We start from the raw sequence: 19,705 nt of genomic DNA, 5'->3' as shown, positions 1-19,705 counted from the left end.
TAAGCAATTATATTTTTATTCAGAAAATTTTCGCAAAATATCTCCTAGCTCAAGGGGAACAGGAAAAACAACCGTTGAGGTTTTATCTCCGGCAATTCCGGCTAAAGTCTGTAAATATCTCAACTGCATGGATTGAGGTTCTTGCACAAGAACTTGAGCAGCCTTTAATAATTTTTCAGAAGCTTGTAGTTCTCCTTCAGCATGGATGACTTTCGCTCTTCTTTCACGCTCCGCCTCAGCCTGTTTAGCAATAGCGCGAATCATACTCTCATCGATATCGACATGTTTGATTTCCACATTTGATACTTTAATACCCCAGTTATCGGTTTGTGCATCAAGTATTTTCTGGATGTCACTATTTAGCTTCTCTCTTTCAGCCAACATTTCATCGAGTTCGTGTTGCCCAAGGACAGAACGTAAAGTCGTTTGTGCCAGCTGACTTGTGGCTTCAAAATAATTTTCCACTTGAACGATGGCATATTGGGGATCAACCACTCTAAAATAAACCACCGCATTGACTCTGACCGAGACATTATCGCGAGATATGACATCCTGACTTGGAACATCCATGACAAAAGTGCGCAAATCGACTCGCACAACTTGCTGTAAAACTGGAATAATGATAATCAAACCAGGTCCTTTGACTCGCCAAAACCGCCCAAGCATGAAAACGACCCCCCGCTCATATTCACGCAGAACTCGAAACATGGAGGCAAGCAATAAAACAAGTATAACGATAAAAAAAAGTGCAAATGGCATCATGTATCTCCTTATTTAGCATAAAATCATTTTGAACAGTCTTTTCATTAACGGATTTCTTCTACCTCAAGGATGAGCCCTTTGGCATCAATGACCTTTATGGCTTTCCCCGCTTTGATTGGGCTTTGCGCCTTTACTGTCCAAATTTCACCTTTAATCAATGCCTGCCCCTGCAGGTTGATGTCTTCCAATGCCTGGCCTTGCTGATTTATTAATGCATGTGTCCCATGCATACTTTCACGCCAGCGTGAACGCATAACCAGGCTAAATACAATGAGAAAGAGCATAACATTGGCAGCGGCCATAGCCCAGATGGCAGACCAGGCGATTTGATAGCCTTCATGTTCCGTATCTATCAACATGATGGAACCAACAATAAAAGCTAATGTTCCTCCCATGCCCAGCATGCCAAAGCTTGGTGTATAAGCCTCAGCTATGATGAATGCAATACCGAGAATGATTAAACCCAGACCGGCATAGTTTATAGGCAATAATTGCAAAGCATATAGCGCGATAAGCATGGAGACGGCGCCGATGACGCCAGGTACAATGAATCCAGGATTCATCAATTCAAAAAAAATACCATAAATGCCTAACAAGAGGAGCAAATAAGCAACGGTTGGGTCTGTAATCATTAATAAAAACCGCATTCGCCAGTCTGGTTGAATCTTCTCAATTTCAACATTGCTTGTATTTAATTTGATGGTCTGCCCTTTCTGCGTAACGACTACGCCATTTAATTGTTGCAGTAAACTTGAGGTGTTTTTAGCTATAATGTCAATCACATTGGCTTTCAGTGCTTCACTTGCTGTCATGGTAGCCGCATCCAGTATGGCTTTTTCACCAAATTCAACGTTTCGGTTTCTTAACTGGGCAAGCGAGCGAATATAAGCAACCGCGTCATTCATGACTTTTTTACTCATGGTTGATTGTTGATCTTTTTTTTCACCACCCATGCCACCCGTTAAGCTTACGGGGCTTGCTGCGCCAAGATGAGTGCCGGGAGTCATCGCAGCAATCGTACTGGCATATAATAAAAAAGTGCCGGCACTGGCTGCTCTTGCTCCGCTGGGAGTCACATAGACCACAATGGGTACAGGAGAGGATAGAAACTCCTGAACGATTTGCCGAGTTGACTTATCCAATCCCCCCGGAGTGTCCATTTTTATCAGGATCAATGCAGAATCCTTTCCTTTTTCAATGCCTCGGACGAGGTAGTCAGCTGTTGCTGGACCAATTCCTCCCTTTATATTCAGTTCAGTAACTTTTACAGCAAAAAGAAAGGAAGTGTTAAAAAGCAGGATGAAAAAAATAAGAGTATGTAGGCAGCGAAATAATTCTCTCATGAAAATTCCCTGGCAACCGGTTCAATCTTCACAATTGAACCATCTGTCCATATTAAATGATTACATTCTAAAAGATAGCACAATTTGTAAGGTTTAAGTTCATCTCAGAAAAATGAATAGGCGGTTAAATCAGAGTCATTTTCCAAAATTCACCAATGATTATATAAGAAAGTGTTCCTATAAAAATACTGAGAAGTGTATTTCTTAACCACAGGTGGATGGCAAGAAGAATACTTAAGGCAAGCCATGCCGTTATAGCATAAGGTGGTCTGATGATGGTTTGAATATCAATTTCGTAAATGACAAGTAATAACATGATGTAGGCAGGTAGGTACTTACCCAGTTCATTTAATCGTTTTGTCATGAAGCGAGCCATGAGAAAAGGCAGGCTGCGTGTAACAATGATTAAGAGGCTCAGGCTAATTGTGACAAGCCAATAATAGCGGTTCATGATGTAACTCGTATTTTGATATAAAGATAAAACGCACAGCTTAAAATGGCCAGTAATAAATAATATTGAGGCATTAACCAATAGGCAATGAAAGCCGCTATTACAGGAATAATAAGCGCGTCTATTTTTTTGTTCAGCAAATAATATTCAATAACCAACAACATAAAAAAACTGGTTAGAATGAAACTCATTCCCTTGACTTCCGGAATTTTATCTGCAAATAAAGCACCGAAAAAAGTACCGCTTACCCAGCTTAAATATGGAAAAAGCGTGACATAAAAGCAAAAGCTAATGTCTTTGTTTTGCTTGGGTTTAATGGAGAAAATCGCATAGGTCGCATCCACGAGACCAAAGATTAAAAAGAATTTTTTTAAAAAAGTGGCCGGCTTAAAACGTTCAATGAGGCTTAATCCATAAAAGGAATTGCGCAGAGCGACAAATAAGGTGGCCAGGAGAATACCTAAGATACTGGCATGCTCGTTCATCATGCTCAGTGCAACGAATTGAACGGCTCCAGCATAAACCAAAGCACTCATCAAGGGTGCTAAATACCAGTCAAAATCTGCATGGGTAAATAAAACCCCAAAAACAAAAGCCAGGGAGAAATAAGCTACCATGGTGGGAGTGGTTAGGGAAAAGGCCAGTTTAAGTTCATCATTTTTCATTTTTTTACAACAATTCTTCAGAGTTCTGATTTATTCTTTTAAACTGGAAACATCGATATCGTGTGCAAGCAGGCGGCGATTGGCGCGAAAATAGGTAATGGGCGAATGCTCCAGTAAATCGGTTAATTTTTCCATGTAAATACAGGCAAAACGATCCACCTGATAAGCAAAATAACTTTCTTCAGCGCCTGCACGAAACACTCTGTCCCATTTTTCATTGTAAAAACCATGCTGTTTTTTTAACAATTCTGCTATCTCGCTGTCAACATCGGAAATTTTTTGCTGTAACTGGCTGATCTTATCCGCCTGTTCTTTTGACGACTCATCCTCAATCCTCTGGCTGCATAAATCGACATATTCTTTTTCCAGAGAAGTTTTAATTTTCATGGCATCAACAATTTGTTTTTCAACAGGTAAAGCTTTTATCTGAGAGGCGATTTCATCGCCTAATTCTTCCACCACAAGGGCGGTTCTCCAGTTACAGTCTTTTTTCAAACGCAGGATGTCGCCGTATATGTGATCACCAATATATAAAATTTCATCCCCATTGATGTTTAAATCCTCAGTGAGTTGATTGGCATGTCCCCCCTGATAGACACCGGGAACTATCTTGCCTTTCAGGTTGGTCATTGTACCGTCGGCGGGATTAATGCATAGAAATTTTAAATTGTCATAAAAAAAACGGGGCTTATTGGCCATGGTAATGACATATTCAAATAAGTCATGCCAGGTTTCTCCTTTAGAAAGAAAAGGATCAATGGCATATTTAAGTAGCGTGTGGGTATAATCGTAATCTGAATTGGTCAAAATAAAAAACTTTTTGCCATAATGCAAATATCGCTTAAGACCTTCGACGATTTTTTTATCCTTAACGACAAATTTAGATAAATTTTCAGCTATTTCCTGTTTTAACTTACCTTCAGCATGCACTTTGTCCACACAATACTGCAAGTCGAAAGCGATGGTTTGATAATTGGGCAAGATGTCCGGATAGGTATCTTTCAAGTCAACCATTTGCCCATATAAAACACAAAAGGCAATGGAAAAAGAGGTGTCGATCGGCATGTAATTGGGATCACCCAAATCAACGTAAATCGTGCGGTATATTTTTTTCTGCTGAAAAAAATCAATGGGGTGTGTGCCATGATAGCTTTGGCGAATGGCGCCAAAGCGGCTCAACTTTAAAATATTGCCGTTTTCACAATCAATCACCAATCCGCGAATGGCATCCTCAAATTTGAAACGTAAGGTTTTTATGATCTCAGGGTATTGTTTTATCTCAATCAACTTCGCTATCGCATATTGAAAAACCAGGGATTCAAGTGCTTCGATATGATAACGTACAAGCGTATGGTCCATGTCAAGACCAATCAATTTGATTTTTTTCATGTTTAAAATGCGATTGACAAAAATTTTTTGATCCAGCATGTTTTTCCTCAAGACAGTAAGGGGTTAGCCGTTTAATTTAAATGCAGATGCCTTGGTTCTGAGGAAGCCAGCATTTGTGGCGCGGCATCCCGCAGCATTTGCAAGGGTTTTTGGCATAATTGCAATACAGTATCCGTGGCCATTTTTTTGACATTGGCATTTTTTGCAAAATATTCCGATGCGCGCTTTAGTCCTTCAAGAACACCTACAGTCATCTCCCCTTTTTCTACCCGTTCCTTTAAGGCTAACACTTTCATGCTTGCCGTGGTATTTTGAGGGGAGGACTTGGAAAAAAAATAACCCGCATATTGAATGGCATTGTAAATGAATGAAGGGCCGCTTTCATCCTCTGTGTCAGTGACTTTTTTCCAGGCAATGATGTCTTTAGGATGGCTCAAAGGGGCTATGAGCTCAATCATACGCTGTATTTCGGGATGCAATAGTTTTTTACTGTTATCAGTGTCCGATGAATATTGCTCTGAACCGGCTTTCATGACCCAGTTATAAAGCTGCTGTATTTCAGCTAATTCCTCATGAAAATCCTTGATGCTGAAATGCTCAAGAACCAATCCAGCAACACCTATGTACAAAGTGTAATTTAAAATGGTCCCTATAAACTCGGGAATGGGTAAAAAAAGCCCCCAAACCCAAGAGCCTCCCCATAGTTTCATTAGCTCAGACATCGCCTGAAAAATATACATTGTATTGACACTGAACTCAAAATGATCCAGATAAGTCTGTAGCTCTTTCATTTGCTCTTGGTTATCTATATCAAAAGGCTGCTGCATCAACTGTTGTAGCTTTTCTCTATGTTGCTCTTTTTCTGCAGCTATTTTTTTCATTTGTACAGGGGTTAGAGATGGCATGGAAAACTCCTTGTTTAAAAATCAATCCTAAAGATGTTGATTATCGTGATGTTCAATCTTTTCTTAAACTACAGCCTGGTAGCGCTATATAGGCTTTTGAAAGTTGCACATCGCGTTTGAGAACAAAATATCATTTATTTTGCTATTTTCCCATGGCCTGATGGATTAAAAAACGTTTAAGAGGTTTAAACTGATTAAAGCAATGCAAGCCTATGCCTCTGATGACCTTTACAGCGGGAAGCGGATGACCAAACAAGGTTTTCAGGCTGTCCATGACAAAGATCATTTTCCATACCTCTGTTTTACGTTGGCGCTGATAAGAAGCCAGGGCTTTGCTGAAATCAGGGGTTGATTTCAGCCCTTTTATTTCTTCAAGCCAGCAGGCAATATCAGCAAGACCCAGATTTAACCCAAGACCTGCCAGTGGATGGATGGTATGAGCCGCATCACCGGCTAAAAGCCAGCGTGAGCCACTGTATTGTTTGACATGGCGCATGGTCAAGGGAAATTGATGCCGTTTGCTGATGAGCTTAGTTTGGCCTAGCCTTCTACAAAAGGCATCCGTCAGCTTTTCATTGAATTCATCCTCAGGCAGACTCATTAATGCTTTTGCTTTAGCTGAAGCGCTTGACCAGACGATAGAGCACTGATGTGAATCTGTTAAAGGTAAAAAAGCCAGGGGACCGTCTGCGTGAAAGACTTGCCAGGCTGTCTGCTGATGTTCGTGCTCAACTTCTACCGTGGCCACAATCGCATGTTGATGATAAGACCAACTGTTCAGAGAGACATTTAATTTTTCCCTCGTCGGAGAATGGGCTCCGTCGGTTACGACAAGCAACTGGCCTTGCCACTGTCGATGGGCTGCCCCCACTGTGATTAAGTTGTTATGAATGACGGAGTCGATCGATGATTCCGGGAAAAGATGAATACCATCCTGCTCCCTGATTCGCAAAAACAAGGCTTTTTTTAGAACTGATTCTTCAATGATGACGCCCAAATGGTTTGTAGCTACGATGCGTGAGTCAAAATCAATCGCTGCATTATTGGCAGCATCCCATACATGCATCTGTTGATAGGGAGAGATGCAATTTTCATCCATATACTGCCAAACGCCTAATTGCTGCAATAATTCTTTTGAAGCTTGATTTATCGCATAGACTCTCAGATCCGGCTTGCTCGTATCTGCCGTTAAACTGCCTGAGTCGATGACAGCAACAGAGTATCCTTGTGTGCTCATTGTAATTGCCGCAGTCAGTCCTACAATGCCGCCACCGGCAACCAGACAGTCAAATGTTTGATTCATCAATGCCCTCCTGTTGCACATTATCAGTGGCTTTGAGAGGAATTTCACAAACGAGATCGGGAGTGATTCCAGCAAAGCCGCGAGCATAATGTGCTAATGCCTTTTTCATGATCGGGATATTATCCACTGCAATCATGCCAAGCGTTCTGGCGATTTTAATGACTGGCCGATGACTGGTAAAAATATGGATGAGCCCGTCTGTCATTTGACTGATTGCTTTTTGGTCGCTTTTTCGAACTTTGTGATAATGCTTTAACATATTTGCATTAATGCCTTTTTCGGCGATAAGTTGTGCAAGCATGGCCACATCGCGTAAGCCCAAATTAAACCCTTGTCCGGCTACAGGATGCAGAGTGTGTGCAGCATTACCCACAAAAACTACCGGCCAGTGAATCGGTTCAGACATCAAGGTTTGTTTTAAAGGGTAAACTGAGCGCTGTCCTATGCGAATAAAACGTCCAAGCCGGTAACCAAAGGCACGCTGAAGTCGTTTGATGAATTCGCTATCCTTCATTTGTATCATGGATTCAGCTTCTATAGGAGGCATGGCCCAAATTAAGGACATGCGTTGTTTCGTCATAGGCAATAAGGCAAGAGGGCCATTTGCTGTAAAACGTTCATAAGCACGGAATTGATGTGAATGAGCCAACCCAACGTTAGCGACGATGGCCGATTGCACATAATCTTTGCTGATGGCTGACAGCCCGCATAAATGACGAGTTGCAGAATGGGTTCCGTCTGCGGCTACAATTAGCTTGGCTCTGATTTGATATTCGCCATCGGGTCGGGAAAGAGTGGCGAGGGATTGTTCTTTATCCAGATGAATTAATTTCGCTGGGGCCATGATCTTATCTTTAGGTAGCAAGCGGTGAAGGAGCTGATTGATATGCTGCATTTCCACTACATAGCCTAGAGGAGACGTTTTATCTCCGTGCAATCGTGTGCCGCCAAAGCGATTTTGATCGGAAACGTGAATCAATTCAATGGGTGTGGCATGAGGGGATAAAGCAGGCCAGATATTTAAAGTATTTAGAATGCGTATGCTGGCCGGCGATAAGGCAAGAGAACGTGCATCGAAATCAGCTTTAATATCTTCGTTAAAAGACTTTGCCTCTACCAGGAGACATTGATATCCCAGCTCATCTAATGCAAGCATGAAGGCGGCACCGGTTAAGCCACCACCCACAATGAGAATGTCAACAGAGTATTTAGTCACGCATCAAAGCCTCAATATCATCTATTTCAACCGGCAATTCAGCCGTTAAATTTTCATGTCCATCGGGGGTCACAAGAACATCATCCTCGATACGAATGCCTATATTCCACCAGCGTTCATCCACATTTTCCAGATGAGCCGGAACATAGATTCCTGGTTCTACTGTTAATACCATGCCAGGTTCAAGTAAACGCCATTTGTTATCTATTTTATAAGCGCCACAGTCGTGAACATCAAGACCCAACCAGTGGCCGGAATTATGCATGTAAAACGTTTTGTAGGTTTCATTGGCGATTAATTCATCCATTTTTCCGCTCAGTAAACCAAGCTCCGTTAAACCTCTAACAAGAACCTCTACCATCGTTTTTTGAATTTCATTCCAGGCCACACCGGGCTTGATGAGATTAATTCCTGCTTTCTGCGCGCGTAAAACCAGCTCATAGATGGCGCGTTGCTCATCATTAAAACGACCATTGACTGGAAAAGTGCGCGTGATGTCCGCCGCATAATTATGATATTCACCACCGGCATCGATCAAAACCAGATCGCCATTCTTTAACAGTTGATTGTTTTCTGTGTAATGTAAGATACAGGTATTTGAGCCGGAGCCCACAATGGGATCATAAGCTACTCCACGACAGCCTTGGCGGGTAAACTCATAAAGCAGCTCCGCTTCCAGTTGATATTCATATTTCAGATGCCGACAACGCCGCATGGCCTGTTTATGGGCCTCTACAGAAATATTTGCTGCCCGGCGCATGATTTCAATTTCCTTCTCGCTTTTGAAAAGACGCAATTCACTCAGCAGGGGGGTTAAATCGCAGATGGTGTCTGGCGCATGGATACCTCGTCTTGCTTGCTGCTTTATTTTTTGCAGGTTTTGCATTATTTGTTTTTCAAACTTTGGCGGCAAACCGAATTCGTAATAAATGGCTGATTTATTACTTAGTATTTCAGCGCATTTTTCCGCAAAAGATTCAATAGGCCAAGCTTCATCCACCCCTAATACCTCAGAAGCCTCTTCCTGTCCCAGACGTCGGCCTGTCCATTGTTCTTCAGCAGGATTTTTGCTGCGATTAAATAAAAAACTCTTGCTTTTTTTACCGTTGCTAATCACCAATAGAGCATCAGGTTCATTAAAACCGGTTAAATAATAAAAATTGCTGTTTTGACGGAAACGAAAATGGGTATCGCCACTGCGTAAAAACTCGGTGGCTGCGGGAATCAATGCAATTGAATTTTCCTCCATCTTTTCAGCCAGTTTGTTTCTTCGACTTAAATATTCCTGTTGAGTGATCATTTCCTTCTACCTCGGTTAATGAGTACGGTGACTATGATGATCGGATGTTTTTAGTGTGAGCTCGCCATGAAGGCTTAATACGGCTATGCGGGCATATTCACTAACTTCCAGCAATGCCATCTCATCTTCCTCACTGATATCCAGTGACTCATAATCCAATTCGGCGAACTCGGCTAAATGCCGCATGGCATCTTGGGCATCTTCTTCCTGGAGGTGGTTAACATGGATGCCGTTTATTCTTAAACCCTGAGTAAATCCTTCACACCATTCGCTAAATGCCTGAGCACGGTCGCGTAAAGGAGTATGGTCCTCTGGCAGCAACATTTGAAATTCAAAATTAAGTCCATTATTCATTTGTTGTTGACTGATGGCATAAACCTGAAACATGGCCAAAGCTGCTTTGCGAACAGATTCACTGTTCAGATTGCCCATTAAGGCCCGTAAATAGTTTTCTCCTTCGGTAGCTGCTCCTGCACAAAGGTAACTGCACATCATTCCATGTAGCTCACTGACTGAAAAAGGTAAATTCAGCACCAGAGTTGAATCAACAAAAGTCTGATAGGAAGGAAGATGTAATGGTTTATTTTCTAAAGACATGACCACACTCAATATAAGTTCAATACTAAAACTCCGAACAGGAGTTACTAAAAAATATCGCAGGGTTGCTCGTGAACCTATATGATAACTGATTTGATGCAACAAACCAAAATTGCTAATATTTATCGGATGAATTTACCAGGCAGGCAAACATGTCATTAAAAACATGCACGATTAAATTATTAAGTCATTCTTTTGAGATAAAATGTCCGGAAGGTGAGCAGCAAAATTTACAGCAGGCAGCCCAAAAACTAAATGAGCTGACCATGCAGCAGAAAATCAAATTTAAGCATCTTGATGATTTTCAAGCCTTATTGCTTGCTGCTTTAAACATAAGCCATGAATTGGTTTGTAGTCAGAATGAACAGGAAAAGCAACGCTTGCAGGTGAATCAGTTTATCAACTCCCTTGAAAATAAAATCAATAAAGTCATGGATACAGAGGCTAAAATTTGAGCTCTGTCATTTTGTTGAAAAGATTTTGTAAAATTCACAGTGTTTGATTTATGGGCTCTCATTAGTGCTATAATAGGTCTAGACCCGATGACAAGTGATTTATGAACCAACACTCATAAACAGGGGAGCATCCTGTAGTCGGCGTTGAGCAAGCCCACCTTGAAGTGGGAAGCCTGAACCGGCACATCCGCCCCCCACTTGAACTGCAAGGTTCAAAGTCTGAAGTCGTCGGGTTGTTTTTATTCTGTATCAATAAATACTAAACCATATCCATGAAATAATGATAATGCCCAGCAACAAAACTACAGGATAAATTATTCTCGACCAATGCATCAGCTTGTATTTTTCCGCTTCTTTCACGCTCTCGCCAATGACCACAAGAATGGCCTTTAAGCCTACCATAATGAAAAAGAACAACACCATGGCTTGCAGAAAAGTGATATAAGATACTTTCGGGACATCCGAGGTAACGGCCCATTGGAAGGCCACTATGGTTAACATGGCGGTAATGATGACAGCCAGACGGTTAATGGCAGGTTGTCTCGGCAGCCATAATACCATGTAGCTGATAAAAACAATGATAAGCATTGGTAAAAAGACTTTATAAAGGTAATACCCTGATTTTCGCTGGTAATTGAGGCTAAGTTGATACTGATTTTCATTTTGTGCGCTTATTTTATTTTTAGTTCCAGTCAAGTCCCATTCCTCAATATGGGCAACAGGATTGATGCCGATTTTATCGTTTAAAAGATAATAGTGAATACGATAGGGCATGGGACCAAATGGGGCTATCTGAATGTTGATCGTTTGAGTATCAAAAGGAAATTTGTGCATATTAAGGGCAGTTTCTATGCTTAATGTATATTTTGCCATGTATTCCACCATACCGTTATTTGAAATTTTCATGGCTTTATGGGTAACCTGAGTTGTACCCCGTGTATCCAAGAAAATAAAATAAGGCCACCACATCGTTTTAAGAGCGTCATCCACCTGGTTTCCATAGAAATACTGATCCTTTACTCCTTTTTTCTCAGATTGCCAACGAAGAAAAATGGTTGCCTCCAACTCTATAATTTCTTCTTGTGGCTGGATACGGGTAATATCATTAAGATAAAGGGCTATGCCTACTTTTTGTTCCGGTTTTTCTGCATAAGCTATCGCACAAAGGAGGGTAAAAATAAATAATCCTATCCATCTCCTCATGACATTCTCCTTTTCCCGTTCTTTTTAGAACCGGGAGTCAGTTTAAACGAGTTTTAAAGAGAGCGCTTTGCCCTTCTTCAAACAAATTCACTATCTCACTTAAGCGCCCCTGTTTAGCGGCAAACGCCTGTGTAAACGACAAAGCAGCGTCTTTGTGTATGCCTAAAAGCAACTCTTTTGCCGTGGCAATTTTAGTTTTCGCGGAAAAGGAAAAAAACGTAAAATGCTTATCAAGCCTGCGATCATGGATGTATTCTTGCAAACAAAATCCATAAACTCCTTTTTGAAATATCTGCTTTTGGCGTGGGTTTTTAAATGTTGATGCTTCTTTTATTAATTCCTTGGCGTAGGAAAATGCTGTTTCAAAGGAGCGAGTTTGATATTTGGAAACATAACTGTTATGAATATAGTTGAGCGCAGTTTGGAAGATAAGCTCTTCGTTTTTTTTATTCGCTTTAGCGTAAAATTCAGCAAATTGATAAACTTCACCGCTAAACAACAGATAATTGCTTATGGCTGACTCAGTGCCTTGTTCTTCCTTTGTAGTGTTTTTTCTAAATTGCACAGCCATTAACACTAATTCTATTTGCACCGTTGTGCAGTGCTCCTGCAAAAGATAATAGAGGACAAATAAACTTGTCATAGTGATTTGCAGTTTGCCCAGCTCACCCACATGCCAAAGCGATTTTGCCTGGTTTATTTCCCTGTCCAGTTCGGTAATTAAATTTTCTTTTTCCTCATGTATGCGGTAACCTGTTAAGCGGTTGCAAAAAATAAGAACATTCATGATTTGATCAAGGGTTAATTGGCTGTTATTGACAATAAATTCTCCTTGCAGCGGTGGATATAACAGCTCAGAACGATCATTGTGTTTTAAAATGTCATGTTGTATGAGGCTTTCCATAAAAACGAGCATAAGGTTTGTCTGAGGGTATAATGGCCATTCACCTGGTTTTACATTTTCAGATACATTTAGCCACATCACCCCCAATAATCGTTTTATCTCATGGGTATCTTCGGGAGTAAGAAGCTCATTATCATTTTTATCTTTTACCAAATCCAATAAGTTATCGCTAAAGATACGATATTCCTCTTCATTGCTTTGCTTAAAGGATTTTAGAACCAATTTTTTAAAACTTTTTATATCCATATCAGCTCCTGCTTTCCCAGGTAAAAGTAATAATTTAGCTGGATCTCAAACGTTCTTTTAAATGCAGATAGTCATCACGAATCTTTGCGGCCAGTTCAAATTCCATGTTTTTTGCATAGGCATGCATTTGCTTTTCCAGAGCATTGATTTGTTTTATTAATTCTTCAGAAGATAAATGCTCATAGACGGCTTCTTTCTCAGACAGCTTGCTCGGCTTTTTATAAATATAGGCACCTTCCATGATGTCTGTGACAGATTTGCGAATGCCTTGTGGGGTGATGCCATGAGCCTGATTAAAGGCCATTTGCTTGTGGCGTCGTCTTTCGGTTTCATCCAAAGCTCTCTGCATGGAACCGGTGATTCGATCTGCGTATAAAATGGCGCGTCCGTGAACATTTCGCGCAGCTCGGCCAATGGTTTGAATCAATGAGCGATCAGAGCGCAGAAAGCCTTCCTTGTCTGCGTCCAGAATAGCCACCAAAGCCACTTCTGGCATATCAAGACCTTCCCTTAACAGATTAATGCCTACCAGTACGTCAAAAACCCCCAAACGCAGATCACGAATGATCTCCACTCGCTCAACGGTATCGATATCCGCATGCAGATAACGTACACGTACTCCGTGTTCATTAAGGTATTCTGTTAAATCCTCTGCCATTCGTTTGGTTAGTGTGGTAACCAGCACGCGCTCTCCTTGTTTGACCACGTCATGGATCTCTGAGAGCAGATCATCTACTTGGTTACGTACAGGTCTGACTTCCACCAGAGGATCCACCAGTCCTGTAGGACGAACCACTTGTTCGGCAATGTTTCCTGTCTGTTCTTTTTCATAAGGGCCGGGTGTCGCTGAAACATAGATGGTCTGTGGTGAGCGTTCATCAAATTCTTCAAAGCGAAGAGGACGATTATCCAGAGCCGAGGGAAGGCGAAAGCCGTATTTGACCAGGGTTTCCTTGCGTGCTCTGTCGCCGCGATACATGCCGCCAATTTGTGGAACCGTCACGTGCGATTCATCGATGATAAGCAAGGCCTCCGCGGGCAAATAGTCAAATAAAGTTGGAGGCGGCTCGCCAGGGTTTCGTCCAGATAAATAACGGGAGTAATTTTCAATGCCGGAGCAATAGCCGAGCTCAAGCATCATTTCAATATCGAAATTGGTTCTTTGTTCCAGACGTTGCGCTTCAAGCAGTTTATCCTCTGCAATGAACTCTTCAAGTCTCTCTTGCAATTCCATTTTCACTTGCTCTATGGTTTGCAGAATTCGTTCACGCGGAGTGACATAATGGGTTTTAGGAAAAATGGTGATTCTTGGCAGTCTTTGTATGATTTCCCCTGTCAAAGGATCAAAGCGTGAAATGTTTTCTACTTCATTATCAAAGAGCTCAAAACGGATGGCTTCTTTTTCAGAATCAGCAGGGAAAATATCGATAACATCACCATGCACACGAAACTGACCGCGCTCTAAGGTTTGGGAGCTACGGATATATTGCATTTCAGCAAGACGTTTCAGGATTTTACGCTGATCCGATTGTTCTCCACGGGACAGATGTAATACCATACGCAGATAGGAATCCGGATCACCCAAGCCGTAAATCGCAGAAACGGTAGAGACGATGATGGCGTCTTTGCGTTCAATGAGTGCTTTGGTTGCTGATAGGCGCATTTGTTCAATATGCTCGTTGATAGAGGCGTCTTTTTCAATGAAGGTATCAGAAGCAGGAACATAAGCTTCAGGCTGATAATAATCGTAATAGGATACGAAATACTCTACTGCATTGTCAGGAAAAAAAGTTTTAAATTCGCCGTAGAGTTGCGCTGCCAGTGTTTTATTGGGTGCCATGATAAGTGTAGGTCTTTTCATGGCCTGGATAACATGAGCTATAGTAAATGTTTTACCCGAGCCTGTAACGCCCAACAGAATTTGTCTGGCCAGGCCGGATTGAAGCCCGTCAATCAACGAGGCAATGGCTGTAGGTTGATCGCCGGCCGGTTGATAATTTGAATAAATATTAAATACTTTTTTCATAATATATACTTTATCATAGGAGATTGAGGATGGAAATTCCATTGGCAGAGCGTGTAAATAAAGTCAAGCCATCACCTACTCTGGCTGTGTCTGCTAAGGCTGCGCAAATGAAAGCAGAAGGTCGTAATGTGGTTAGCTTAAGCGCCGGCGAGCCTGATTTCGATACCCCCGAGCACATTAAAAAAGCGGCTGTTAAAGCCATCGAAGATGGGTTTACTAAATACACAGCCGTGGACGGTATAGCAGAATTAAAACAGGCCATCGTAGATAAATTCAGACGCGATAATCATCTCGATTACAAATTGAAGCAGATATTGGTATCTGTAGGCGGCAAGCAAAGCTGCTACAATCTTTGTCAGGCTTATCTTAATGAAGGTGACGAGGTCATTATTCCGGCTCCTTACTGGGTTTCTTATCCGGACATGGCCTTACTGGCCGGAGGCGTTCCCGTGGTTGTTCATGCCACTGCTGAGCAAGGCTATAAAATGAGCCCTGAACAATTGTCCAAGGCAATTACCCCTAAAACCCGCTTAATGTTTCTTAACAGTCCTTCTAATCCCTCAGGTGTTGCTTATACGAAAGATGAGTTGAAGGCATTGGGAGAAGTGCTCAAGCAACATTCTCAGATTTTAATTGCCAGCGATGATATGTATGAGCATATTCTCTGGTCAAAGACTTTTGTCAATATCGTCAATGCCTGCCCTGAACTCTATGAGCGCACAGTGATTTTAAATGGGGTTTCCAAAGCTTATTCAATGACAGGATGGCGTATCGGTTATGCCGCAGGACCTTCTGAAGTGATTAATGCCATGAAAACCATACAATCCCAATCCACCTCAAATCCTTGCTCCATTGCCCAAAAAGCAGCCGTTGCAGCCTTAAACGGCGGTCTGGAAACAGTAGAGAAAATGGTCAAGGAATTTAAAAAACGCCATGATTATGTGGCCGATCGATTGTCAGAGATCCAAGGGCTGGATGTCATTCCTGCCGACGGCACTTTTTACATTTTTCCAAATATACAAGCCATTATAGAAAGAAAAGGCATGGAAAATGACGTAGAATTTTCAGCGCAGTTACTCAATGAGCAAGGATTGGCACTTGTTCCAGGCTCAGCTTTTGGCAATGAAGGCTGCATCCGCCTGTCTTTCGCTACCGACATGGATAGTTTAATAGATGCATTGGACAGGCTGTATATATTTTGTAATTAACTGTAAATGATCCTGCTGATTGACTATTTATCTGTAAGGTGTTTTAAGTACGACATTTCGCACCATAATATTTTTTAGCAAGAGTGCGGAATGTCTGTTTCAATAAACTAACAAAAAAAACCTTAATCCCCTTGACCTATAACCCAATTCATTTTAACATTCCGCTTCATTCCCCGGTAGCTCAGTCGGTAGAGCGGATGACTGTTAATCATTAGGTCGGCGGTTCGAGCCCGTCCCGGGGAGCCACACCACACGTGGCTTCTAGTAAAATTCAAATTTCCTCATAAGATCGCTGGGTACACTTCGGGGTACACTTATTTGAAAGTGACCAATTTTTGCTATAGCTTTGTCCATGGTTCTGGAAATTCATCCAAAGTTGGATTGTCATGAAATCCATCCGGTCTCGGGTACTTTTCACACATAATTACAAAAATGTCTTTCAGAAGTTGGCCGCATTTTTTAATTGTATTAATTTCCCATAAATCTGATTCATCCATTGGGGAATGTCCTTTTTCATTCTGGATATGGATTCTATTCCTGATTTCAGCGGCTTCGTTAATTTGATCATATATCGCCTCATCCTCCCCCAAAAAGCTATGCTTTTTACATATGTTATTAAAGCAATTCAGCTTATTTGGAACTTTCTTCATATCTTGAATAGCCTTAACTTCTTTTTTTGTTAAATTTGGAACTTGCTCATACCTATGCTCATTAATTTTTTTCAAAAAATCATAAAGTGTACATTCAATGATGGCAGCAAGGAGCAAATAAATTGGTTTGCAATAGTACCGCTTATCTGTACCCTCTATGGCACTATTAACCAACTTTTCAATAATTTTAAAATTATAATTTACGTTATCCATCCGCTTGAAATTCCAAAAAATAACCGATGAATAGTTGTCAAAGGATGCCATTTCAATTTCGTTTGCTGACTGTTGGTAACTGTATATCGGTATAATAGAAAACGACTTTAGTTTTTATCTTTTATTATTAACTCTTAAAGGGTTGTCTAGCTCGGACAACGGAGGAATTATTTCACTAACTTCAACCTTTAAAGCAAAAGCGATCTGAATTAAGTTCTGGATGGAAATATTTTGTTCACCACGTTCGACACGCCCCATATAAGTTCGCCCCATGCCAGCAGCATCGGCTATTCCTTCCTGGGAATAGCCTTTGAATGTGCGTAGCTCTCTAATTCTAGAGCCAAGTTTTATTAAATTAGGGTGCTTGTCTTTCATTTAGAAAGTTAAAACGATCACGCCCTATAAGTTCCACGCCTAATAGATGGCATTATTTTAATTTATGGTGTATTATTGCGCGAATGGACAAAATAAAGGCATAAAAATAATTGAAAATGATTTTCCTATAAAAAGCGTGCCCTTAAAAATACTTATCAAACTCATTACACATATCGCATATCAACTTACAGATGTGTTGTTGGGTTGTTATGAGTAATTTGACGTTTTTAAAGAGGACAATCATGTATAAAACACTTGAACCCATATGCCAATTCATTTTTCCTAATAAAATAGGCCGGCTTGATTTTTTTTTACGAATCTTGTTTTGGCTTATGGCTCTCGCATTCATCACTGTGGAAGCAGCAGCTGTTGGAGATAATTTATTAGGTATTGAGCCTGACTGGATATCTCTTATAGGTGGCTCATTAATGATCATTGGCTCTGCTTTTTCTTGTATAGCTCGACTTCGTGATGCGGGGAAATCTACTGGCAAATCGGTATGGTACTTGATTTGGATTTATTTGTTTCCTGTAATTGGCTTTATCGTCCTTCTTTGTATTTCTAGCGCTAATGATCATGCCAATCAAACGATACAGGTATCTCAAAATTAAATAACCATAGCCCCCTTAATAGCGCATCCTTTAACATTAGTAAACGCATATGAATATAGTAAACCGCTACATCTCCTCACACTGGAAAGGCAACTTAAGTCTAGGGAAAAGTTTCTGGATTAACTTTATCCTTTTGACGTATGCTTTTACTCAATTAATTGAACATGTTATTCCATCTCCCTCAACGATAAATAGCTGCCGCTTATTAGTAGGAATATTAACTAGTTGGGGATTAATATATTTATGGCAATTTGTTGGGTGTTGGCGTTCCGCAAGATTATATAAGGCTACAAGTAAAGATTCTTTCTCGGGAATAGCTGTACAATTGACATTAATAGGAAGCCTGTTCTATGTTGCTCATATATTTCCCGGGTACTCAGAATATATAAGAATATCAACTGGAAAAGATGATTTTTCAAAATATCAACTTAAGGTAAGTGAGGGTGAAATACTTTTAAGTGGTTATTTTGGATATGGATTAGACGATGACATCAAAAGAATACTTGAACAAAATGACGACATTTGGAACATAAGTCTCAGCAGCCGTGGAGGGAGAATTGCTGTCGCTAAAAATATTGCCAAACTTATAAAAGATTACAAAATAGTAACTTATACATCCTCAACATGTGAAAGTGCCTGTGTAATTGCATTTATAGCTGGTTCAAAAAGAATTCTGGGTGATGGGGCAAGGATAGGATTGCATTCATATAATTTTCCGGGGTTGACAAAAAAAGAGAACTTATCTTTTTCACTTGCAGATAAAAAGCTTTATAAAAAAATTGGTGTAACTGATTCATTTATTAAAAAGGCGTTTAAGACACCTGCTGACCAGATGTGGCATCCCTCTGAGAGGGAACTTATTAAAAATCATATAATAACGCATCAAATAAAAGAGGGTAAATTGATTGGCGTTAATAAGGCAGAGTAACACTTTGAGCTTTGTTTCAGACAAGAATATTATTCTTCACAAGTAATTTTTAATGGACTCTATATTGATCATTTACTATTGAACTGGCAGAGAAACTCGGAAAGTTATGTGCTACCGGATGATGCGACTCACTCCAAAACCCTGCTACCCCCCTCCAACCCCTAATAAATAATTTGAAATTGAAATTCGATTTATTTAGCCCAACTCTTTGATAAGGCTTTTGTTGTGCTGAATTGCTTGTCTAATCTCTGTTCTGAATGCCTTAGCCTCACTTGTGGTTTCGCCATGCTTTAAAGCATTGAGGTTATAGCGTGGCGCACCAGAGCCTCTCGCTCCACCATGTACGCGACAGCGGGCTTTTCCTTTAACAGTAGGGCAGCGACAAGGTTCGCCATTATTACCTTTTGTTCGTGCGCCACATCGTGGCGCAGAGTCAAACGCATAGCCCTTTTTCTCGGTTCTTGAGGTTGTTTTCATGTTTTTTCCTTTTTACCCATGCCCCCTTGGATATTGCCAACAACAGCTTGGCCTCCTTGATGGACATCAACGCGCTCAACAATTATTTTTTGCCCCCCAACGCCCTGTAGTTTTGCAAGTATATTGGCTTGTTGTACAAAGCAATTAGCTAATTTTACTGCCGTATTGGTGTAGTATTTCTTTAACTCCAAGCTATCAATGGCGTTAGCATAGGTCATCGTTCGCTGTTGTAATTCATGGATGGATAACATTTGGGCGGCAAGCATTGATTGCAAACCACCATTTACATCTAGAGCTATCAAAGCATCACTGCTTTTCTGTTTGGCTTTATCCATGTCAAATTTTTCAGCTCTGATATTGTTGGTTGCAATAGCATTTTCATCAATGATATGCCTGTTAAATTTCTCTTTTGCTTCAAGCACGTTATCGCTGAGTTGATATTGTTGTTTTTCTGTCGCATCAAGATTTGGCATAACTC

21 protein-coding genes, 1 tRNA gene and 1 other RNA gene are annotated in these 19,705 nt (G+C 40.8%); 6 read left to right on the top strand and 17 right to left on the bottom strand.

What is annotated here, in order from left to right; translation table 11 throughout:
• Positions 1–15: 15 nt before the first annotated feature.
• The 10 genes from E4T55_RS07165 to E4T55_RS07120 all read right to left on the bottom strand — a co-directional run bounded on the left by E4T55_RS07165 (position 16) and on the right by E4T55_RS07120 (position 9,931).
• The gene (locus tag E4T55_RS07165) at positions 16–762 is read right to left on the bottom strand and encodes a slipin family protein (RefSeq protein ID WP_058503045.1); all 747 of its coding nucleotides are present in this window, start codon (positions 760–762) and stop codon (positions 16–18) included.
• 44 nt (positions 763–806) lie between these two features.
• Positions 807–2,105, bottom strand: a complete 1,299-nt coding sequence (locus E4T55_RS07160; protein ID WP_058503044.1) for an NfeD family protein — start codon at positions 2,103–2,105, stop codon at positions 807–809.
• A gap of 124 nt (positions 2,106–2,229) precedes the next feature.
• Positions 2,230–2,556: an AzlD domain-containing protein gene (locus tag E4T55_RS07155; RefSeq protein ID WP_058503043.1), complete on the bottom strand. Its 327-nt coding sequence runs from the start codon at positions 2,554–2,556 to the stop codon at positions 2,230–2,232.
• Positions 2,553–3,221, bottom strand: coding sequence for an AzlC family ABC transporter permease (locus E4T55_RS07150; protein ID WP_058503042.1), 669 nt, complete (start codon positions 3,219–3,221; stop codon positions 2,553–2,555). Before E4T55_RS07150 ends, E4T55_RS07155 begins: the two co-directional genes overlap by 4 nt.
• 30 nt (positions 3,222–3,251) lie before the next feature.
• Entirely contained in the window at positions 3,252–4,649 is a 1,398-nt protein-coding gene (locus E4T55_RS07145; protein ID WP_058503041.1) for an HAD-IG family 5'-nucleotidase, read from the bottom strand.
• 32 nt (positions 4,650–4,681) lie between these two features.
• Positions 4,682–5,515, bottom strand: a complete 834-nt coding sequence (locus E4T55_RS07140) for a hypothetical protein (protein ID WP_065236028.1) — start codon at positions 5,513–5,515, stop codon at positions 4,682–4,684.
• 142 nt (positions 5,516–5,657) lie between these two features.
• Positions 5,658–6,818 carry an FAD-dependent monooxygenase gene (locus E4T55_RS07135; RefSeq protein ID WP_058503039.1) on the bottom strand — a complete coding sequence of 387 codons (1,161 nt, stop codon included), beginning with the start codon at positions 6,816–6,818 and terminating at the stop codon, positions 5,658–5,660.
• Entirely contained in the window at positions 6,802–7,974 is a 1,173-nt protein-coding gene (locus E4T55_RS07130) for an FAD-dependent monooxygenase (protein WP_058503088.1), read from the bottom strand. Before E4T55_RS07130 ends, E4T55_RS07135 begins: the two co-directional genes overlap by 17 nt.
• Positions 7,975–8,026: 52 nt before the next feature.
• Entirely contained in the window at positions 8,027–9,334 is a 1,308-nt protein-coding gene (gene pepP, locus E4T55_RS07125) for a Xaa-Pro aminopeptidase (protein WP_058503038.1), read from the bottom strand.
• A gap of 15 nt (positions 9,335–9,349) precedes the next feature.
• Positions 9,350–9,931: a UPF0149 family protein gene (locus E4T55_RS07120; RefSeq protein ID WP_058503037.1), complete on the bottom strand. Its 582-nt coding sequence runs from the start codon at positions 9,929–9,931 to the stop codon at positions 9,350–9,352.
• A gap of 152 nt (positions 9,932–10,083) precedes the next feature.
• Here E4T55_RS07120 and E4T55_RS07115 point away from each other — a divergent pair, with 152 nt between their 5' ends.
• Both E4T55_RS07115 and ssrS read left to right on the top strand, forming a co-directional pair.
• Positions 10,084–10,386 (top strand): cell division protein ZapA, encoded by a 303-nt coding sequence (locus tag E4T55_RS07115; protein WP_058503036.1) that lies wholly within the window; start codon positions 10,084–10,086, stop codon positions 10,384–10,386.
• Positions 10,387–10,464: 78 nt separating this feature from the next.
• Positions 10,465–10,625: non-coding RNA, 6S RNA (gene ssrS, locus E4T55_RS07110), on the top strand.
• Positions 10,626–10,635: 10 nt separating this feature from the next.
• On the opposite strand, the gene E4T55_RS07105 is transcribed toward ssrS, so the two are convergent.
• From E4T55_RS07105 to uvrB, 3 genes are read right to left on the bottom strand one after another with little or no spacing between them, the layout of a single operon-like run.
• Positions 10,636–11,589 (bottom strand): ligand-gated ion channel, encoded by a 954-nt coding sequence (locus E4T55_RS07105; protein ID WP_058503035.1) that lies wholly within the window; start codon positions 11,587–11,589, stop codon positions 10,636–10,638.
• 37 nt (positions 11,590–11,626) lie between these two features.
• Positions 11,627–12,739, bottom strand: coding sequence for a hypothetical protein (locus tag E4T55_RS07100; RefSeq protein WP_058503034.1), 1,113 nt, complete (start codon positions 12,737–12,739; stop codon positions 11,627–11,629).
• A gap of 34 nt (positions 12,740–12,773) precedes the next feature.
• Positions 12,774–14,765, bottom strand: a complete 1,992-nt coding sequence (gene uvrB, locus E4T55_RS07095) for an excinuclease ABC subunit UvrB (RefSeq protein ID WP_058503033.1) — start codon at positions 14,763–14,765, stop codon at positions 12,774–12,776.
• A 29-nt stretch (positions 14,766–14,794) separates the two neighbouring features.
• On the opposite strand from uvrB, the gene E4T55_RS07090 reads away from it, so the two are divergent.
• Both E4T55_RS07090 and E4T55_RS07085 read left to right on the top strand, forming a co-directional pair.
• Positions 14,795–15,973 carry a pyridoxal phosphate-dependent aminotransferase gene (locus E4T55_RS07090; protein ID WP_058503032.1) on the top strand — a complete coding sequence of 393 codons (1,179 nt, stop codon included), beginning with the start codon at positions 14,795–14,797 and terminating at the stop codon, positions 15,971–15,973.
• 170 nt (positions 15,974–16,143) lie between these two features.
• A tRNA-Asn gene (locus E4T55_RS07085) sits at positions 16,144–16,219 on the top strand.
• Between the two features lie 92 nt (positions 16,220–16,311).
• Here E4T55_RS07085 and E4T55_RS07080 read toward each other — a convergent pair.
• Together E4T55_RS07080 and E4T55_RS07075 are read right to left on the bottom strand one after the other, a co-directional pair.
• Positions 16,312–16,887, bottom strand: coding sequence for a hypothetical protein (locus E4T55_RS07080; RefSeq protein ID WP_135121920.1), 576 nt, complete (start codon positions 16,885–16,887; stop codon positions 16,312–16,314).
• Positions 16,888–16,950: 63 nt separating this feature from the next.
• Positions 16,951–17,211 carry a helix-turn-helix domain-containing protein gene (locus E4T55_RS07075; protein WP_058503030.1) on the bottom strand — a complete coding sequence of 87 codons (261 nt, stop codon included), beginning with the start codon at positions 17,209–17,211 and terminating at the stop codon, positions 16,951–16,953.
• Between the two features lie 242 nt (positions 17,212–17,453).
• On the opposite strand from E4T55_RS07075, the gene E4T55_RS07070 reads away from it, so the two are divergent.
• Both E4T55_RS07070 and E4T55_RS07065 read left to right on the top strand, forming a co-directional pair.
• Entirely contained in the window at positions 17,454–17,822 is a 369-nt protein-coding gene (locus E4T55_RS07070; protein ID WP_058503029.1) for a DUF805 domain-containing protein, read from the top strand.
• Between the two features lie 49 nt (positions 17,823–17,871).
• Entirely contained in the window at positions 17,872–18,750 is an 879-nt protein-coding gene (locus E4T55_RS07065; protein ID WP_058503028.1) for a hypothetical protein, read from the top strand.
• A gap of 195 nt (positions 18,751–18,945) precedes the next feature.
• Here E4T55_RS07065 and E4T55_RS07060 read toward each other — a convergent pair whose 3' ends face one another.
• Both E4T55_RS07060 and E4T55_RS07055 read right to left on the bottom strand, forming a co-directional pair.
• On the bottom strand, positions 18,946–19,227 hold the full coding sequence (locus E4T55_RS07060; RefSeq protein ID WP_058503027.1) for a hypothetical protein: 282 nt from the start codon (positions 19,225–19,227) through the stop codon (positions 18,946–18,948).
• The gene (locus E4T55_RS07055) at positions 19,224–19,700 is read right to left on the bottom strand and encodes a hypothetical protein (RefSeq protein ID WP_058503026.1); all 477 of its coding nucleotides are present in this window, start codon (positions 19,698–19,700) and stop codon (positions 19,224–19,226) included. The genes E4T55_RS07060 and E4T55_RS07055 overlap by 4 nt, the downstream gene beginning before the upstream one ends.
• Positions 19,701–19,705: the final 5 nt, after the last annotated feature.

This window comes from Legionella israelensis (assembly GCF_004571175.1).
Taxonomy (GTDB): domain Bacteria; phylum Pseudomonadota; class Gammaproteobacteria; order Legionellales; family Legionellaceae; genus Legionella_D; species Legionella_D israelensis.
Note: the sequence above shows the minus strand (reverse complement) of the source record. Positions and strands in the feature narration are given on the sequence as shown.

Coding starts and splice junctions, on each gene's coding strand:
- E4T55_RS07055 (WP_058503026.1), bottom strand. CDS start 19,700: ATGCCAAATCTTGATGCGACAGAAAAACAACAATATCAACTCAGCGAT.
- E4T55_RS07145 (WP_058503041.1), bottom strand. CDS start 4,649: ATGCTGGATCAAAAAATTTTTGTCAATCGCATTTTAAACATGAAAAAA.
- E4T55_RS07080 (WP_135121920.1), bottom strand. CDS start 16,887: ATGGCATCCTTTGACAACTATTCATCGGTTATTTTTTGGAATTTCAAG.
- E4T55_RS07140 (WP_065236028.1), bottom strand. CDS start 5,515: ATGCCATCTCTAACCCCTGTACAAATGAAAAAAATAGCTGCAGAAAAA.
- E4T55_RS07060 (WP_058503027.1), bottom strand. CDS start 19,227: ATGAAAACAACCTCAAGAACCGAGAAAAAGGGCTATGCGTTTGACTCT.
- E4T55_RS07135 (WP_058503039.1), bottom strand. CDS start 6,818: ATGAATCAAACATTTGACTGTCTGGTTGCCGGTGGCGGCATTGTAGGA.
- E4T55_RS07105 (WP_058503035.1), bottom strand. CDS start 11,589: ATGAGGAGATGGATAGGATTATTTATTTTTACCCTCCTTTGTGCGATA.
- E4T55_RS07100 (WP_058503034.1), bottom strand. CDS start 12,739: ATGGATATAAAAAGTTTTAAAAAATTGGTTCTAAAATCCTTTAAGCAA.
- uvrB (WP_058503033.1), bottom strand. CDS start 14,765: ATGAAAAAAGTATTTAATATTTATTCAAATTATCAACCGGCCGGCGAT.
- E4T55_RS07130 (WP_058503088.1), bottom strand. CDS start 7,974: ATGCTTGCATTAGATGAGCTGGGATATCAATGTCTCCTGGTAGAGGCA.
- E4T55_RS07070 (WP_058503029.1), top strand. CDS start 17,454: ATGTATAAAACACTTGAACCCATATGCCAATTCATTTTTCCTAATAAA.
- E4T55_RS07150 (WP_058503042.1), bottom strand. CDS start 3,221: ATGAAAAATGATGAACTTAAACTGGCCTTTTCCCTAACCACTCCCACC.
- E4T55_RS07065 (WP_058503028.1), top strand. CDS start 17,872: ATGAATATAGTAAACCGCTACATCTCCTCACACTGGAAAGGCAACTTA.
- E4T55_RS07155 (WP_058503043.1), bottom strand. CDS start 2,556: ATGAACCGCTATTATTGGCTTGTCACAATTAGCCTGAGCCTCTTAATC.
- pepP (WP_058503038.1), bottom strand. CDS start 9,334: ATGATCACTCAACAGGAATATTTAAGTCGAAGAAACAAACTGGCTGAA.
- E4T55_RS07115 (WP_058503036.1), top strand. CDS start 10,084: ATGTCATTAAAAACATGCACGATTAAATTATTAAGTCATTCTTTTGAG.
- E4T55_RS07075 (WP_058503030.1), bottom strand. CDS start 17,211: ATGAAAGACAAGCACCCTAATTTAATAAAACTTGGCTCTAGAATTAGA.
- E4T55_RS07165 (WP_058503045.1), bottom strand. CDS start 762: ATGATGCCATTTGCACTTTTTTTTATCGTTATACTTGTTTTATTGCTT.
- E4T55_RS07090 (WP_058503032.1), top strand. CDS start 14,795: ATGGAAATTCCATTGGCAGAGCGTGTAAATAAAGTCAAGCCATCACCT.
- E4T55_RS07160 (WP_058503044.1), bottom strand. CDS start 2,105: ATGAGAGAATTATTTCGCTGCCTACATACTCTTATTTTTTTCATCCTG.
- E4T55_RS07120 (WP_058503037.1), bottom strand. CDS start 9,931: ATGTCTTTAGAAAATAAACCATTACATCTTCCTTCCTATCAGACTTTT.